Origin of the sequence: Amycolatopsis sp. NPDC026612, from assembly GCF_040638285.1 — a bacterium.
In the GTDB taxonomy this organism is placed as follows: domain Bacteria; phylum Actinomycetota; class Actinomycetes; order Mycobacteriales; family Pseudonocardiaceae; genus Amycolatopsis.
The window spans coordinates 87,005-103,943 of record NZ_JBEZYB010000022.1; the positions used below are offsets into that span (position 1 = coordinate 87,005).

Sequence of the window (16,939 nt, forward strand, 5' to 3'; positions counted from 1 at the left end):
CCTTGTGCGAGGTACGCTCGGCCGGTGAGTTCCGGAACCCGCGAAGGCCGGGCACGGGCGGCAGCGCCCTGGCCGCAGCTGCCCGAGGCCGCCCGTCAGGTGCTCCTCGAGGTGCTCATCCACGGCCCCATCCCGCGCGCCGAGATCGCCGCGCGGCTGCAGGTGTCGCGGCCGACGCTCAGCAGGATCACCCGTCAGCTCTTCGACGACGGCCTCCTGGTCGAAGGCGGGACGGAGCTGCGTTCGACGACCGGGCGCCCTTCGGAGCTGCTGCACGTCAACGGCGCCGCCCGGCACTTCTTCGGCGTGAAACTCACCGGTGACCACCTCTACGCCGTGGTCACCGACCTCACCGCCGAGGTCGTGGCGTCGGTGGCCACGCCCCTGCGGTCGGCGGACGTCACCGAGGTCGTCGGCCAGATCACCGAAGTCGCCGCTGCCTTGGGGGCCGCGTTCCCGGACCTGACCGCCGCGGGCGTGACACTGGCCGGCACGGTGCGGTCGGGGTCGGTGCACGGGTCCGCGTACCTGGACTGGTCCGGCGTTCCGCTCGCCGGCCTCGTCGCCGAGGCGACCGGCCTGCCCACCGCCGTGGACAACGACGTCCAGGCACTGACCGCGGCCGAGCACTGGTTCGGCGCCGGTGCCGGGCTGCGGTCGCTGGTCCTCGTCACGATCGGCGTCGGCATCGGCTGCGGCCTGGTGCTCAACGGCGAACTCGTCGAGGGCGCGCACGGCACCGTGGGACGGGCCGCTCACCTCGTCGTCGACCAGTCCGGGCCGGTGTGCGACCTCGGGCACCGCGGCTGCGCCGCCAGCTACCTGCTGAACGCAGCGATCGTGCGGGCACTCGGTGCCGCGGATTACGCCGACGCCGTCGCGCGGGCACGGGCGGGTGACCCCGCGGCGCGCCGGGTGTTCGGCGACGCGGGTTTCGCCCTCGGCATCATCATCGGCACGGTCGCCAACCTCGTCGACCCGCAGAAGGTCCTGCTGACCGGTGACGGGCTGCCGCTCTACGAGGTGGCGGCCGACCGGGTGCGGGAAGGCATCGGGAAGTCCTACGAACCGGATCCGGCGCAGCTCGACCTCGACGTGCAAAGCTTCGACTTCGGCGAATGGGCGCGTTCCGGGGCGGCACTGGCCATCCGCGCCGCGCTCACCGGCCGGACCGCCAGCGCCCGCTGAGGCTTTACAACGCGATCCGGCCCCGCTAACGTCTTCGTCGCCTGAGAGCGCTTCCAAGTCGACCGTCCACAGTGGATGGCCGATCGCCCTCAGGAGGTATCGTGCACAGATTCCTCGGCTACTGCGCACTCGTGCTCACCGCGCTGATCGCCGTTCTCACCGTTCCCACGACCGCGTCCGCCGCCACCCCCACGCGCATCATGGCGCTCGGCGACTCGATCACCGGCTCGCCCGGCTGCTGGCGCGCGCTGCTCTGGCGGCACCTGCAGACCACCGGGTACACGAACACCGACTTCGTCGGCACGCTGCCGGCCCCCGGCTGCGGGTTCTCCTACGACGGGGAAAACGAAGGCCACGGCGGCTACCTGGCCACCGGCATCGCGAACAACAACCAGCTGCCCGGGTGGCTCGGCGCGACCCGGCCGGACATCGTGCTCATGCACCTGGGCACCAACGACGTCTGGAGCAACATCGGCACCACGACGATCCTCGACGCCTACACCCGCCTGCTCGGCCAGATGCGGGCGAGCAACCCGGCGATGAAGGTGATCGTGGCGAAGATCCTGCCGATGAACCCGGCGAACTGTTCCGCGTGCGGCCAGCGCGTCGTCGCCCTCGACAACGCCATCCCCGGCTGGGCTCAGGCCCATTCGACGGCCGCGTCCCCCATCACGGTCGTCGACCAGTGGACCGGGTTCAACACCGCCGCCGACACCGTCGACGGCGTCCACCCGAACAGCACGACCGGGATCCAGAAGATGGAAGCCCGGTGGTACCCGGCGCTGACCGCGGCCCTCGGCGGCAGCACGCCGGCCGGCTCCACCGTGGTGGGTGTCCAGTCCGGCCGGTGTCTCGACGTCGTCGGCGCCGGCACGGCCAACGGGACCAAGCTCCAGCTCTGGGACTGCAACGGCCAATCGAACCAGGCGTGGACGTTCGGCTCGGCCGGCGAAATCCGGGGCGGGAGCGGCCGCTGCCTCGACGTCGCGAACCAAGGCACGGCACCGGGCACCGCGGTCGACATCTGGGACTGCACCGGCCAGGCCAACCAGCAGTGGACGCTCAACGCCGACGGCTCGATCACCGGACGGCAGTCCGGCCTCTGCCTCGACGCCGGCGGTCAGCAGACGGCCAACGGAACCGCGGTGGCGCTCTGGACCTGCAACGGCCAAGCGAACCAGCGCTGGTTCCGGCGCTGAAGGACCGCACGCGGACCGGGCCTGTCCCGGTCCGCGTGTTGGGGGTCACCGCCGGGGCACCGGGCCGGTGCTCCCCCGGACCGCGAACACCGGAGCCGAGGTGGCCGTGTCGGCTGCGGTCCCGCCGTCGATCACCCTCCGGAGCACGGCCGCCGCCAGCGCACCGAGCTCGGCGATCGGCCGGTGCACCGCGGACAACGCCGGGCGGACGAGCCGGCAGAGCGCCGAGTCGTCCCACGCGACGACGGACAGGTCCGCCGGCACCCCGAAACCCAGTCCCTGCGCGGCCGCCAGGCCTCCCACGGCCATGACTTCGTTGTCGAACACCAACGCGGTCGGGGGCCGCTTCGACTTCAGGATGCGGCGAGTCGTGTCCGCGCCGCCGTCATCGGTGTAGTCGGCGTAGACCGTGCGCGCGTCCGCCAGGCCCAGCCGGCCCGCCGCGGCGGCGAACGCTTCGGTCCGGCTCCGCGTCTGCAAGAACGATTCGGGACCGGCGACGCGGACCACGGACCGGTGCCCGAGGGCGGCCAGGTATTCGAGCACGCCCCGCATCGCCTGCCGGTCGTCCATCCACACCGAAGGCACATCGGACCGGCCCAGCGGACCGCCGAGCGCGACGGCGGGCAAGCCGATCGCGGCGAGTTCGTCCGGCCGCGTGTCACCGATCCGGAGGTCGAGCAGGAGGACGCCGCCCACGGTCTGCTCGCCGTGCCAGCGCCGGTAGATCTCCAGTTCGGCGGAGTGACCCGGGGCGGCCTGGATCAGCAGTGACGCCGAGCCCGTCACCAGCTCCCGCTGGATCCCGGACATCAGCGCGCCGAAGAACGGCCCGCCGGTGAGCGCGGCCGCCGGCCGGTTGACCACCATTCCCAGCGCCCCGGACCGGCGGACGTGGCGGTGGGTGCCGCCGCCCGGCGTCCAGCCGAGCTGCCGGGCGATCTCGACGACCCGGTTGCGCGTCGCCTCGGAGACGCCGCGGCGGCCGTTGAGCGCGTAGGAGACGGCCCCCTGGGACACGCCGGCGCGCGCGGCGATTTCCCTCATGGTCGGATGCTTCATCGCACCTCCGAAAAACCGCTCGAATCGTAGGCCACGCAGTCACAAATCGTGGCGAATTCGCCGGCAGCCAACCCGGACGGAATCCGTCCGGGGTGGCTGCCGGGTTCGCGGGAATCGGTTCACTTCAGGCTGGGTACTTCGTCCCTGGTCACGACGTACGAGCTGGTGTACGTCTTTTGCAGCTGACTGATCGAGTTGTGCGAGGTGTTGGTCAGCCAGTCGGTGTGCCAGGTGTTGAACATGACCCACCGCGTGTTCGACGACTGGAGCTGGTCCGGGTCGGGAATCGGGCCGTTCTCGTGCAGGGCGATCGGAATCGTGCTGCCGACGATGTTCCTGGTGGCGTTGAACAGCCCGGTCTGCGGTCCGTAGTCACCGGCGTAGGTGTCCGAGCCTGCGATGTCCACGGTGGACTTTCCGGGGTAGAACGACGAGTCGGGCTGACCGTTGTACGGCAGCAGCCAGATCAGGTTGTCGAGCCCCTTGGTGTTCGTCAGGTAGTTGTACTCGAACTGCCACAGCCGCTTGTACTGGGAGCCACCCTCCTTGCTCCACCAGAACCAGGTTCCCCCGGCTTCGTGGAACGGGCGCCACAGCACGGGAACCGCGGCGTTCTCCATGATCTGCAGCTGGGCCGCGGCGTGGTCCAGCCGCTGGACGAACGAGGCGTACTCGGCCGTTCCCGGCGTGAGCACCGCGTTGATCGACACGGCCATCTGGCTGCCTTCGTAGGTGTCCGGCTTCGTCGGCGCGCCCATGTGGTAGCCGACCATCGGGATGCCACCGGCGTTCCACCAGGACACACCGCGGCTGCCGACGCCGTCCTGTTCGATGTCCATCCCGCGGATCGCCGGGTACTTGCCCGTGTGGTCGTGGATGTAGTTCATCTCGTATTCGGAGCCGGCCACCCAGGTGGACTCCTCCTGTCCCGAGATGATGTGGTTGCCGTACTGGCTGTAGAAGTAGCAGAGCAGCTTCTTCGCCTGGGCCGTCGCGCGCGGGTTGACGGGATTGGCCGCGCAGGTGCCGCCGGGCGGGGTCGATCCGCCGCCGTTGAGACTCCACCGCTGGTTGGACTGGCCGTGGCAGGTCCAGAGCGCCACCGCCGTGCCGTTCGCCGTCGCCGCCGACGTCACGTCGGCGCACAATCCCGACTGGGCACCGAAGATGCTGCCGTCGGAACGCAGGGTGAACTTCTGGTTCGCCGCACCGGTGCAGGTCTGGATCTGCAGCTTCGTGCCGGCGGCGGTCTGGCTGCCGACGGCGTCCAGGCACCTCGCACCGCCGAACACCCGCAGTTCGCCCGCGTCCGTGAGGGTCCACTGCTGGTTGGCCTGGCCGTTGCAGTCCCAGATCTGGATCCCGGTGCCGGCGGTCTGCACGTTGCCGGCCACATCGAGGCAGCGGGCGGAAGCCGCGCTGACGAGAGATCCGGTCTGGGCCGCCGAGGCGGTTCCGCCGGTGACGAGCAGGGGGACGACGAGAGCCGACGCCGCCAGTGCCCGGGCGGCTCTCCTCCCCCGGCGGCCGGGCCGGCTTCGTGCCTGCGGCGAACTTCGAGGGAACGACATCGCATCTCCTTTGACCGCGATGAAGGCCGGCCCGCCTCGAAGCGGGCCCGGCATGAGGGGATGACAGCGTCTGAGAGCGCTTCCAGTAGGAAACTCTAACAACCACCCCGGCACCGGGAAACCCCGCGGGAATAAGTTCGCGCAGGAAACTTAAGACGTTTAGCTCGCGACGCGAACAATCGCGCAGCACGGAATTCGGAGTTGTCGGCAGGCAATGCCGGCCTGCGTCCTGAATGCCTTGTTCAGGACACCGCCGGAAGGGTTCAGCCCAGCGGAGCGGTGCTGGCGCGCAGCACGCACTTCGCGGTCGGCGACCAGCGTTCGGTGACCGGGCCGCCGTCGACCAGCTCCAGCACCGATTCGGCCACCGAGACGCCGTACTGGTGCACGTCGATGCTCATCGTGGTCAGCGACGGCGTGGCCAGCCGGCACAGGGTCGAGTCGTCCCAGGCGATGATGCTGAGCTGCTCCGGAACCCGGACCCCGAGCTCCTTGGCGGCGGCGAGCCCCGCCAGTGCCATCACGTCGTTGTCGTAGAGGACGGCGGTCGGTGGCGCACCGCCGGAAAGCAGCTCGGTGGTGCGTTTCGCCCCGGACTCCTCCGAATAGTCGCCCTCGGCGATGAGCGGCTCGATGCCCGCCGCACGGCAGCCGGCGACGAGCGCTTCGGTGCGGGCCCGGGTGTGCAGCAGCTGCTCGGGCCCGGTCACCCGGGCGATGCGCCGGTGCCCGAGGTCGAGCAGGACCTGCAGGGCTTCCCGGACCGGCCCGGCGTTGTCGGTGCGCACGGCCGGGAAGCCGTGGCCGTCCTCCGGTTCGCCGACCAGGACCGCCGGCAGGTGGAGTGACCGCAGCAGAGCCGGCCGGGGGTCGTCGTGGACGAGGTTGACCACGACGGTCGCCTCCACCATCCGCTGCGCGGCCCACCGCCGGTACGCCGCCAGCTCCGCGTCCTGAGTGGACACCACGTGCAGCAGCAGCGACAGATCCCACTCCGCGAGCTGCTGTTCGATGCCCGCGATGAACTCCATGAAGAACGGCTCGGTGCCGAGCAGCCGGGGTGGGCGGGCCAGCACCAGGCCGATCGCGCCGGACGGGTGGGGGCTCACCTAGGACCTCACCGGAGTGCCGAGCGCGTTCGCCGAGCGCAGCACCAGCGGGTCGGCGAACGCGGCCGGGTCCACTGTGGCCGCGGAGCGCACCAGGAACGACCGCGTTTCGCCGGGCAGCAGGGTGACCAGCATGTCGTCGACGACGGCGTCGGGCGCGACGCGGTCGGCCAGCAGCGCGACGTCGCGGGCCAGCGCGGACGCGGTGACGTCGACGCGGTACCCGCCCGCCACGGCCGCGGCCGCCACGGTCAGGGCCCCGGGTTCGTAGTCGTGCTCGAGGTCTTCACCGAAGACGTGCACGAGCCGGGTCTCCTCGGTCGTCGCCACGAGCACCTCCGCTTCGGTCCCGGCCGGTGCCAGCTCGGCTGTCGAACGGGCCGGCACGGTGAACCGCAGTGTACGACGCCCGGTGACCTGTCCGGCGACCGTCCGCGTTTCCAGCTCGAGATCACCCGACCAGGGCGTGGCCGTGTCGTTGACCGCGATGACGACGTCTTCGCCGTCGCGCGGCTGGACCGTCAGCAGCCGGGGGGCGAACGCGTGCTTGAGGGCGTACCACAACGGCTTGAGCCGTTCGTCGGAGTCGATCGCGGCCCAGGAGGTGACCGGCCAGCAGTCGTTGAGCTGCCAGACGACCGCCCCGGCGGTGCGCGGCCACCACGACCGGAAGTGTTCGATCCCGAAGGCGACCGCGCGGGCCTGGTTGAGCTGGGTCGCCCAGTGCCAGTCGGGGAACGCCTCCGGGCGCGGCAGGTGGGCCGCGAGACCGCGGTCGAGCTTGCCGTTGCCGTCTTCGGCTTTCTGGTGCCGCAGGAACGCCGGCGAGGTCGGCGTGAGCGGGTCGTCGTGGATCCACCGGGTCAGGGTCGCCCACGTGGGCGGGCCCTGGAAGCCGAACTCCGAGCAGAACCGCGGGATGTGGTCGCGGTAGTGGGTGTAGTCGATCCGGTTCCACACCTCCCACTCGTGCCGGGTGCCGTGGTCGGGGTCGTTGGGGTGGACTTCGCCCGGGCTGTACGGGCTCCCGGGTGCGTAGTGGCGGGTCGGGTCGAGCTCGGCGACGATGGCGGGCAGCAGCTCGGTGTAGTACTTCAGGCCCCACGTGCGGCCGTCGAGCTGGTCGGGCCAGCCCCAGTCGGCGAACCCCCAGAGGTTCTCGTTGTTGCCGTTCCACAGGGCGAGGGAGGCGTGCGGCGTCAGCCGGGCGACGTTCTCCCGCGCCTCCGCCTCGACCTCCGTCCACAGTGGCTCTTCTTCGGGGTACGAGGCGCAGGCGAAGGGGAAGTCCTGCCACACCAGGACGCCGCGTTCGTCACAGACGTCGTAGAAGTCTTCGGTCTCGTAGATCCCGCCGCCCCAGACGCGCAGCAGGTTGAGGTTCGCCCCGAGGGCCTGGTCGACCCGGCGGGCGAGCCGGTCGCGGGTGATCCGGGTGAGGAAGTGGTCGTCGGGGATCCAGTTGGCGCCCTTGGCGAACACCGGCGTGCCGTTGACCACGAAGGTGAACGGGGTGCCGATCTCGTCCGGTGCGGTGTCGACGGTGATGGTCCGGAACCCGATGCGGCGCCGGTAGGAGTCGATCGCGGTCCCCGCCTCGACGAGGTCGGCTTCGAGGTCGTACAGCGGGTGGTCGCCGTACCCCGCGGGCCACCACAGCCGGACGTCCGGCACCGTGAGCGTCACCTTCCCCGCGGGGGCACCCGGTTCGACGACGGCGCGCGCGGTCCGGTTCGCGGCCGGGATCGACACGACCAGCTCGAGCCGCTCGCCGGCGGTGGCGTGCTCGACGTCCGCGTGGACCGTGACGCGGCCGGTGCCGTCCCCGTCGACCGTCACCAGCGGCCGCACGGTCGCGAGCCGGGCGGTGGTCCACCGCTCGAGCCGGACCGGCTTCCAGATGCCCGCCGTCTGCAGGTCCGGCCCCCAGTCCCAGCCGAACGAACAGGCCATCTTGCGGATCATGTTGAACGGGCTGGCGTAGGCGTGGTCGCGCCAGCCCAGGTCCGCCTCGACCGCCTCGGCGTGGGTCAGCGCGCTCGCGATCTCGACGATCAGGGTGTTCGTGCCGTCCCGCAGTGCCTCGCGGACGTCGAAGCGGTACGTGCGGTGCATGTTGGCGGCCCGCCCGAGCGGCCGGCCGTTGAGGGTCACGGTCGCCACGGTGTCGAGGCCGTCGAAGACGAGATCGGTGCGTTCGGCCGGAGCCGGCGCCGATGACTCGAACTCGAGCGTGTAGCGCCAGCCGGCCCGGTGCATCCACGCCACGCCGGCCTCGGCGGTGTCGCGGTACGGATCATCGATCAGGCCGGCGGCCAGCAGGTCCAGGTGGGCGGAGCCCGGCACGGTGGCGGGCAGCGCGCGCGCCCGGACCGGGTCCGGAACCGGACCGCTGACGGCCTCGATCCGCCAGCCGTCGTGCAGTTCCTGGCGGTTCATCTCCGGCGCTCCTAACGCGGCAGGGGTGGCGACGTCGTCGCGGCTCGGTCGTCGAGTCGCACGCTGGATTGTTACTCAAGTGACTTAACTAAGTCAACGGCTTTATGGTCCAGACAACCCCTGTGGGGTCACTCCTCCGCCCCGTAGAACCAGCAGCGCGCGAAGTGCCCGGCGCCGACCTTCTCCTCCACCGGCGTGGTGGCACAGATGTCCATCGCCCAGCGGCAGCGGTCGCGGAACGTGCAGCCGCTGTGCACGCCGTGACCGAGTCCGCCGCCGACCGGATCGGGCTGCTCGGCCACCACCGTCCCCCGCTTGTCCGGATCGGGCGCGGCCGCCGCCAGCAGCTGCGTGTACGGGTGCTTCGGCCGCAGGATCACCTCCGAGGCCGGGCCGCGTTCGACGATCCGGCCGCGGTAGAGCACCGCGATGTCGTCGGCGAAGTGCCGGGCCGTGGCCAGGTCGTGCGTGATGTACAGCACGGCCAGGTCGTCCTCGCGCTGCAGCCGCGCCAGCAGGTTGAGCACCCCGAGGCGGATGGAGACGTCGAGCATCGACACCGGCTCGTCCGCGATCACGACCTTCGCCCCCGGCGCGAGGGCCCTGGCGATCGCCACGCGCTGGCGCTGCCCGCCGGACAGTTCGTGCGGCCGCCGCCTCGCGATTTCGTCCGCCGGCGTCAGGTTGACCCGCTCCAGCAGGCGCAGGACCTGCCGCCAGGTGTCCTCACGGCCCTTCGCGCGCCCGTGCAGCAGCAACGGCCGTGCCAGGTGGTGCTCGACGGTGTGGAAGGGGTTCAGCGACGCGAACGGGTCCTGGAAGACCATCTGCACGTGGTCGCGGTAGGTCCGGCCGGGCACCTCGGCGCCGTCGTCGGCGCTGAGCACGATCCGGCCGGACGTCGGCGTGTCGAGCCGCGCGACCATCCGGGCGATCGTCGACTTCCCCGACCCGGACTCGCCCACCAGCGCCGTGGTCCGGCCGGGCGTCAGCACGAACGACACGTCGTCGACCGCGCGCAGCCGGGACCGGCGCACACCGTCGCGGACCCGGAAGTCCTTGACCAGATCACGGACCACCAGCTCGGTCATCGGACACCTCCGTCGGCGAGGGCCTGGTCGCGCAGGAACGCCCCGCGCTCCCCGGTCAGGCTCGGGAACGACCCGAGCAGCGTCCGGGTGTAGGGGTGCGACGGCGAGTGGTACAGCTGCCCGGCCGCGGCGTATTCGACGATCTCGCCGTCCTTCATCACCGCGATCCGGTCGGCGATCTCCAGCAGCAGCGGCAGGTCGTGGGTGATGAGGATGACGGCGAACCCGAACTCGTCCCGCAGCCGCAGGATCTCCTTCAGGATGCCGCGCTGCACCACGACGTCGAGCGCGGTCGTGGGCTCGTCCATGATCATCACCTGCGGGTCGAGCAGCAGCGCCATCGCGATCATCACGCGCTGCCGCATCCCGCCCGACAGTTCGTGCGGGTACGCGCCCAGCCGGCCGGGGTCGACGCCGACCAGCCGCAGGACCTCCTCGCACTTGGCTTTCCGCTGCGCCTTCGGCATGTCCGGGCGGTGGGTGGTCAGGACGTCGGCCAGCTGCGAACGCACGGTGGTCACCGGGTTCAGCGCGTTCATCGCGCCCTGGAAGACCATCGAGAGGCGGTCCCAGCGGAACGCGCGCAACTGCTCGCGTTCCAGGGCCAGCACGTCGATGTCCGAGCCGTCGCGGTCGTGCAGGACGACCGTGCCCGCGGTGACCTCCGCGGGTGGGCGGTGCAGCCGGTTGATCGCGTAGGCCAGGGTCGTCTTCCCGCAGCCCGACTCCCCCGCCAGGCCGAGGATCTCGCCGCGCCGGAGCGTGAGGGACACGTCCTTGACCGCGTGGACCGGGGTCGCGGTGCGGTAGACGACGTCGAGGTGGTCGACGCTCAGCACGACGTCGTCCCCGGCCTCGGCCACCGCACGGGGTTCCGGCCGTTCGGCCCGGCGCCGCCGGCCCGCCACCCGCAGCTTCGGGTTGATGATCTCGTCGATGCTGAAGTTGATCAGCGAGAGCCCGCAGCCGAACAGCGCGATGACCAGCCCGGGCGGGACGAACCACCACCAGGCCGACCGCTGGAGGGCGAACCCGTTCTGCGCGAAGTAGAGCATCGTTCCCAGCGTCGAAGAGTTCGACGCACCGAGGCCGAGGAACGACAGCCCGGCCTCGGACAGGATCGCCGCGATCACCGCGAACACGAACTGCGACGCCAGCAGCGGCAGCAGGTTGGGCAGGATCTCGACGGTCACGATCCGCCAGCGCTTCTCCCCCGCGACGCGCGCCGCGGCGACGTAGTCGCGGTTGCGCAGCGACAGCGTCTGGGCGCGCAGGACCCGGGCCGAAGCCGCCCACCCGGTGATGGCCAGGACGAGCGCGACCGTCCACGCGCCGCGGGACTCGGGCGGCACGAACCCGGCGATGACGATCACCAGCGGCAGCCCGGGGATGACCAGCATGATGTTGGAGAACAGCGAAAACACTTCGTCGACGGCGCCGCCCGCGTAGGCGCCGATGACGCCGAAGAACGCGGAGAGCACCGTCGCCAGCACCCCGACGATCAGGCCGATCTGGAGGGAGCCGCGGGTGGCGTACGCCAGCTGCGCGAAGACGTCCTGCCCGGTCTGGGTGAGGCCGAGGAGGTGGCCGTGGCCCGGCGGGGCGAGGCCCGCGTCCCGGATGGCGTCGGGGTCGCCGACGAACAACGGGCCGAAGACGCCGAACAGCGCGATGACGACGACCAGGCCGAGGCCGACGCCCAGGCGGGGCGACCACGCCGGCAGCACCGCGCGCAGCCCGCTGATGCGGCCCCGGCGGACGGGCGTCAGCACCGGCGCGCCGGTGGTGGTTTCGGGGCTGAGATTCGTCACGAGGCGGTCCCTTCTCAGGCCCGGGCGCGGGTGCGGGCGTCGATCAGCCCGTACAGCAGGTCGATCACGAGGTTGGCACCGAGCACGGCCACGGTGATGATCAGGAAGATGCCCTGCATCAGCGCGTAGTCGTTGTTCTGCACCGCCTGCAGCAGCTTCGAGCCGATCCCGGGGTAGGCGAACACCTGCTCGGTGACGATCGATCCGGACACGACGAAGCCGAGCGAAATCGCGAACCCGGCAACGGACGGCAGGACCGCGTTCCGGGCGGCGTAGCGCAGCATCACGCGCCCATCCCGCAGTCCTTTGGCCTGCGCGGTGAGCACGTAGTCCTCCGACCCGGTGGACACCATCATGTTGCGCATGCCGAGCAGCCACCCGCCGACCGAAGAGACGACGATGGTGAGGGCGGGCAGTGTGCCGTGGTAAATGGCGGATCCGAGGAAGTCGGCGTTCCACCCGGGATCGAGGGCCACGTCGTAGCCGCCGAGGAGCGGGAACCAGCCGAGGGCGCCGGCGAGCAGGGCCGCCAGCAGCAGCGCCAGCCAGAAGTACGGCACCGCGGCCAGTACCGTGGTCCCCGGCACGAGGGCGTCCAGCCACGTCCCGCGCTTCCAGCCGACGAACATGCCGAGCCCGACGCCGAGCACGAACGACAGCAGCGTCGCGATGCCGACCAGGACGACCGTCCAGGGCAGCGCCTGGGCGATCACGTCGGAGACCTTGGCGGGGAAGACGCTGACCGACACGCCGAGGTCGCCGTGCGCCAGCCGGCCCAGGTAGCTGACGTACTGGGCCCACAGCGACTCGTCGCTGTGGGTGCCGAGCAGCAGCTCGTAGGCGCGGCGCACCGACGGATCGGGCGTCGCGCCGCGCTGGGCCAGCTTCGCGAGCAGGACGTCCACCGGGTTGCCGGGCAGCAGGCGCGGGATCAGGAAGTTGAGCGTCAGCGCCGCCCACAGGGCCACCACGTAGAACGCCAGTTTCCGGACGTAGTAGTTCATGGCTCGCCGGTCACTGACCCGCGGGCTTGAGCGTCTTGTAGATCTGAGCCTGGTCCGGCCGGTTCCACACGGCCGGGAAGGCGTACAGGTTGTCCTTGCTCGGCCAGCCGGTGAACTTGTCCGAGTGGTACTCGCTGGTCGTGCCGCCGGTCAGGATCGGGATGTAGGGCATGTCCTGCTCGACCCGGGTCTGGACGACGTCGAAGTAGGGCTGCCGCTTCGCCGCGTCGGTCGAGTCGATGCCCTTGACGGCGTTGAGCGCCGCGTCGACTTCCGCGTTGGAGTAGCGGCTGTAGTTCGGGTAGGCCGACTCGCCGACCTTGGCGGTGGTCTCGGTCGAGAAGTAGTAGTTGTAGTCGTAGAACGGGTCCGCCGACGGGCCCTGGTTCATCGCGTCGATCAGCAGCTGGAAGCGGCCGCGGACGCGCGCGTCGGCCCATTCGTTGTAGGACACCTGCTGGGCGAGCAGCTTGATCCCGGCGGGCAGCAGCTGCTGGGCCATGGTGTTGATGGCGGTGATGTAGTCGGTCCAGCCCGAGGGCACCTGGACCGTCAGCTCCAGCGGCTTGCCGTCCTTGGCGAAGAGGCCGTCCGGGCCCTTCACGTAGCCCGCGCCCTGCAGGAGCCCGGCCGAGCGGGCCAGGTCGGGCGACTTCGGGGCGAGCTTCTCCTGCAGCTTCGGCGACACGTACTTGGCGTCGCGGCCCAGCAGCGTGAACCCGGGCGAGATGTCCGAGGCGGTGTCCTCGAAGGCCAGCGAGTTGAGCTGGGTGCGGTTGATCGCGTAGTAGATCGCCTTCCGGACGGCCGGGTCGGTCTGCGGACCGGCGCAGCCGAGGGCGGCGTTCGAACAGGCCGTGAGGTTCATCTGGTTCATCGGGACGGTGATGGCCTGGTAGCCCGGGTAGTTCTTCGCGACGTCCTTGATGTCTGGGACCGGCCCGGTCTGCCAGTCGATCTGCTTGCTCTTAAGCGCGTCCGCGCCGGACTGGTTGCCGGCCAGGGCGAGGTAGCGGATCCGCTTCACCGCGGGCTCGCCGCCCCAGTAGCCGGGGTTGGCCTTGAACGTGAACGCCTGCGGCTTGAACTCCTCGAGCACGAACGGGCCGGTGCCGACCGGCTGCGCGATCACGTCGTTGGCCGGGTCCGGGATCTTCGACCACAGGTGCTGGGGAACGATGAAGGTCTTGCCGAGCACCTGCGGGCCCTGCATGAACGCCGGCTTCGCGAAGGTGATCTTGACGTGGGTGTCGTCGGTGGCGACGGCCTTGCCGTCGTAGCCGGTGGTGTTGATGGTCTTGTTCTTCGCGACCATGTCGAGCGTGAACGCGACGTCCTTGGCGGTGAACGGCGTGCCGTCGGAGAACTTGACGTTCGGCCGCAGGGTGACCAGCAGCTCGGTGCCGTCGGCGTTCCAGGCGAAGTCGGTGCCCAGCAGCGGGACGGGCTTCGCGTCCTGGGTGATGTTGTAGAAGAACAGCGGTTCGAAGATCGTCCCCGGGCCCTCCATCGTGCTGGAGGAGAACGGGTTGAAGTTGATCTGGTAGTCGCCCGACTGACCGGTGTAGGAGACCAGCGTGCTGTCCGCGGCGGATCCGCCGCCCGACGACCCGCACCCCGTGACGAGCGTCGTGGCCGTGACCGTGGCGAGCAGGGCGCCGCACACCCGGCGACGCGTTGAGTGAACCGACATCAAGTCCTCCTGGCTGGGCTGCGTTGACCTCCGCCGAGCACGACACAAGACTGGAGGCATTGTTAAGTCATCGAAGAAATTAAGTCAAGACTTTCGAAGGCATCAGCTCGCCGCTCCAGCCTCGCCTGGACCACCTGGACGGCAGCCCTTTGCTACCCTTCGCGCAGCGAACTAAGTAAGTGGCCGGGAGGTCGGATGAGTGTGCCCGCCAGGACGACCCCGCACACCAGCAGCCGGGCCGCGGTCCTCGACGTCATCCGGGCCGCCGGCACCATCAGCCGGGTCAGCCTGATCGACGCCACCGGCCTGACCGGTGCCACGATCTCCACCGTCGTCCGCGGCCTCATCGACGACGACCTGGTCCGCGAGACCGGCCGCGCCGCCTCCACCGGCGGCAAGCGCCGGGTCCTGTTGCAGCTGAACCCGTCCGCCCGGTACGCCGTGGGCATTCACCTCGACCACGCCAGTATCACGTACGTGGTCACCGACCTGGCGGGAGCCGTGGTCGCGCGCATCTCCCGGCCCGGCGCGGGGAACGCCGCTCCGGAAGCGGTGGTGAAGCGGATGACCGAGGAGGCCTGGGCGCTCGTCGCGAGCGCCGCCGTCGACCGCGAGCGCCTGCTGGGGTTCGGACTGGTCTTCCCCGGTCCGCTCAGCGCCAACGACGGAATGGCGATCACCCCACCGGCCATGCGGCGGTGGGCGGACTTCCCGCTCGGCGGCGAGCTGCGCCGGGCCGTCGGGCTGCCGGTCGTGCTCGACAACGACGCGACCGCCGCGGCGCTCGGCGAACACTGGTCCGGCGGCGTCGGCATGCCGGCCACCTTCGCCGCGCTGTACATGGGCAGCGGTATCGGTGCCGGGCTGATCGTCAACGGGCTCAGCTACCGGGGCGGGAGCGGCAACACCGGCGAAGTGGGCCACATCTGCCTCGACCTGGACGGTCCCGAGTGCTGGTGCGGAGCGCGCGGGTGCCTCGAAGTCCTCGCCGGGCCGGCCGCGGTCGTGGCCTCGGCGCGCGCCGACCGGCGGCTCGCCCGCGCCGCCGGGCTGTCCCGGCGCGACCCCACCCAGGATCACTCGGTGATCCCGGACTTCGCCGCGGTCAGCCGGGCCGCGCGCCGCGGCGACGAGGGCGCGGTCGCCCTGCTCGAACGCTCGGCCCGCTACGTCGCCGTCGCCGTGCGGAACCTCGCGAACATCATGGACCTCGAAGCCGTGGTCCTCACCGGATCCAGCTTCGCCATCGCCGGGCCGAGCTACCTGCCGGCAGTCGAACGGGAACTGGACAGGACGTTCTTCGCCCGCGCCAACCACACCGTCGAAATGCGGCTGTCCCGGGCGGCGGCGACGGCGCCGGCGATCGGCGCCGCCGCGATGGTGCTGCAGTCCGAGCTCGTGCCCCTGCACAGCGGCCTGCGGCTGCCGGAGAACCTCCAGCCGTCCGAACCCCCGCTGCTGCCTGCCTCCTGACCCGTTCAAGCGCGGCCACGGCCGGTGACCAGGCCACCGGCGAACGACGCGCACGCGGGCAGCAGGGTGATCAGCGCGGCCTGGTAGGCGTGGTAGACGTCGGGTTTGCCCGCCCACACGGTGGCCGCCGGGGCGTTGCCGTGGTCGAGTTCGTGGTGCCACGACCCGTTTTCCCGGTCCACGAGGTACTTGTCCGCGTAGTCGCACCACCGCCGGAACCAGGACAGGTACTGCGCGTCCCCGGTCGCCTGGTGCAGCACCCACGCCGCGGCCATCGCCTCGGCCGCGACCCAGTGCAGGCGGCTGCGCACCACCGGCGTCCCCGCGAAGTCCGTGGTGTAGACGAAGCCGTCCGCGCCATCGGCCGACCAGCCGTCCCGGACCGCGGTGCCGAACAGGGCACGGGCACTCTCGAGCAGCCAGTCCGGTGCGCCGGTACCCAGCGCGGTCCGCACGTGCACCGCCAGCCGGGCCCATTCGAAGAGGTGCCCGATGGTGACGCCGTAGGGCCGGAACGGGTGGTCCGGGTGATCGCGGTTGTACCCGGGCACCTCGGCCCACTCCGCCGTGAAGTGTTCGGGCAGCCGCCAGCCGTGCCCGCGGGCGACCTGGCCGACGAGGCGGCCGACGATGCGGATGGCGCGGTCGAGCAACCGCGGGTCGCCGGTGACCTCCGCGGCCGCGAGCAGGGCTTCCACGGCGTGCATGTTGGCGTTGGCCCCGCGGTAGGGCTCGAGCCGCGTCCACGCCCGGTCCCAGACGTCGGCCGCCAGCCCCGCCTCCGGCTCCCAGAAGCGCTGGTCGAACACGGTCAGTGCTTCGTCGAGCAGGCCGCGGGCGCCGTCGATCCCGGCGGAAGCCGCGCTCGCTGCGGCGAGGATGACGAAGGCGTGCTCGTAAGCGCGTTTCTCGGTGCCGGCCGGGCCGGTCGCGGTGGCCGACGCGAACCAGCCACCGTGCTCGCCGTCGTGCAACAGGCCGTTCAGCGCGGCGATACCGTGCTCCGCGAGCTCGGTGTGCCCGGTTCGCCCTTCGGCGACGGCGAGGGCGAAGACGTGCGTCATGCGGCACGTGATCCAGGTTTCGACCGGTCGCTCGGGGACCGGCCGGCCTTGCTCGTCCAGCCAGGCGAAGCCGCCTTCGGGGTGCCGGGAAGCGCGGGCGAACGCCAGCAGCCGATCCGGCTCGGCGGCCAACCAGGCCGGCACCACCTCGGCGGTGGGCAGACGGCTTGCGGGCACCTGACCTCCTCGTTCGGCAGGATCGACGGTTCGGCTCATCTTACTTCATTCATCTATC

The 16,939-nt window shown here is 70.9% G+C and carries 12 protein-coding genes; 3 read left to right on the forward strand and 9 right to left on the reverse strand.

Annotated features, from left to right (window positions below):
- Positions 1-24: 24 nt before the first annotated feature.
- On the forward strand, positions 25-1,188 hold the full coding sequence (locus tag AB0F15_RS21645) for an ROK family transcriptional regulator (RefSeq protein ID WP_360272934.1): 1,164 nt from the start codon (positions 25-27) through the stop codon (positions 1,186-1,188).
- 101 nt (positions 1,189-1,289) lie between these two features.
- Positions 1,290-2,387: a ricin-type beta-trefoil lectin domain protein gene (locus AB0F15_RS21650; protein WP_360272936.1), complete on the forward strand. Its 1,098-nt coding sequence runs from the start codon at positions 1,290-1,292 to the stop codon at positions 2,385-2,387.
- 45 nt (positions 2,388-2,432) lie between these two features.
- On the opposite strand, the gene AB0F15_RS21655 is transcribed toward AB0F15_RS21650, so the two are convergent.
- The 8 genes from AB0F15_RS21655 to AB0F15_RS21690 form a co-directional block, all read right to left on the reverse strand.
- Positions 2,433-3,434: a LacI family DNA-binding transcriptional regulator gene (locus AB0F15_RS21655; RefSeq protein ID WP_360272938.1), complete on the reverse strand. Its 1,002-nt coding sequence runs from the start codon at positions 3,432-3,434 to the stop codon at positions 2,433-2,435.
- 134 nt (positions 3,435-3,568) lie between these two features.
- Positions 3,569-5,020, reverse strand: a complete 1,452-nt coding sequence (locus AB0F15_RS21660; protein WP_360272940.1) for a glycosyl hydrolase — start codon at positions 5,018-5,020, stop codon at positions 3,569-3,571.
- Positions 5,021-5,283: 263 nt separating this feature from the next.
- Entirely contained in the window at positions 5,284-6,129 is an 846-nt protein-coding gene (locus AB0F15_RS21665; protein WP_360272942.1) for a substrate-binding domain-containing protein, read from the reverse strand.
- Positions 6,130-8,568: a glycoside hydrolase family 2 protein gene (locus AB0F15_RS21670; RefSeq protein ID WP_360272944.1), complete on the reverse strand. Its 2,439-nt coding sequence runs from the start codon at positions 8,566-8,568 to the stop codon at positions 6,130-6,132.
- 128 nt (positions 8,569-8,696) lie between these two features.
- On the reverse strand, positions 8,697-9,659 hold the full coding sequence (locus tag AB0F15_RS21675) for an oligopeptide/dipeptide ABC transporter ATP-binding protein (protein WP_360272947.1): 963 nt from the start codon (positions 9,657-9,659) through the stop codon (positions 8,697-8,699).
- A complete protein-coding gene (locus AB0F15_RS21680) occupies positions 9,656-11,470 on the reverse strand; it encodes a dipeptide/oligopeptide/nickel ABC transporter permease/ATP-binding protein (RefSeq protein WP_360272950.1) in 1,815 nt (604 codons plus the stop codon). The genes AB0F15_RS21675 and AB0F15_RS21680 overlap by 4 nt, the downstream gene beginning before the upstream one ends.
- Before the next feature lie 14 nt (positions 11,471-11,484).
- Positions 11,485-12,474, reverse strand: coding sequence for an ABC transporter permease (locus AB0F15_RS21685; protein WP_360272952.1), 990 nt, complete (start codon positions 12,472-12,474; stop codon positions 11,485-11,487).
- Between the two features lie 10 nt (positions 12,475-12,484).
- Entirely contained in the window at positions 12,485-14,167 is a 1,683-nt protein-coding gene (locus AB0F15_RS21690) for an ABC transporter substrate-binding protein (RefSeq protein WP_360272955.1), read from the reverse strand.
- Positions 14,168-14,362: 195 nt separating this feature from the next.
- Between AB0F15_RS21690 and AB0F15_RS21695 the strand changes: the two genes are divergently transcribed.
- Positions 14,363-15,640 (forward strand): ROK family transcriptional regulator, encoded by a 1,278-nt coding sequence (locus AB0F15_RS21695; protein WP_360272958.1) that lies wholly within the window; start codon positions 14,363-14,365, stop codon positions 15,638-15,640.
- A 5-nt stretch (positions 15,641-15,645) separates the two neighbouring features.
- Here AB0F15_RS21695 and AB0F15_RS21700 read toward each other — a convergent pair whose 3' ends face one another.
- Complete coding sequence (locus AB0F15_RS21700; protein ID WP_360272961.1) at positions 15,646-16,881, reverse strand: AGE family epimerase/isomerase; 1,236 nt, start codon at positions 16,879-16,881, stop codon at positions 15,646-15,648.
- Between the last annotated feature and the right edge of the window lie 58 nt (positions 16,882-16,939).

Bases quoted from the DNA above. Each gene is read 5' to 3' on its own strand.
- AB0F15_RS21655 (WP_360272938.1), bottom strand. From the start codon at position 3,434: ATGAGGGAAATCGCCGCGCGCGCCGGCGTGTCCCAGGGGGCCGTCTCC.
- AB0F15_RS21690 (WP_360272955.1), bottom strand. From the start codon at position 14,167: ATGTCGGTTCACTCAACGCGTCGCCGGGTGTGCGGCGCCCTGCTCGCC.
- AB0F15_RS21695 (WP_360272958.1), top strand. From the start codon at position 14,363: ATGAGTGTGCCCGCCAGGACGACCCCGCACACCAGCAGCCGGGCCGCG.
- AB0F15_RS21660 (WP_360272940.1), bottom strand. From the start codon at position 5,020: ATGTCGTTCCCTCGAAGTTCGCCGCAGGCACGAAGCCGGCCCGGCCGC.
- AB0F15_RS21675 (WP_360272947.1), bottom strand. From the start codon at position 9,659: ATGACCGAGCTGGTGGTCCGTGATCTGGTCAAGGACTTCCGGGTCCGC.
- AB0F15_RS21685 (WP_360272952.1), bottom strand. From the start codon at position 12,474: ATGAACTACTACGTCCGGAAACTGGCGTTCTACGTGGTGGCCCTGTGG.
- AB0F15_RS21670 (WP_360272944.1), bottom strand. From the start codon at position 8,568: ATGAACCGCCAGGAACTGCACGACGGCTGGCGGATCGAGGCCGTCAGC.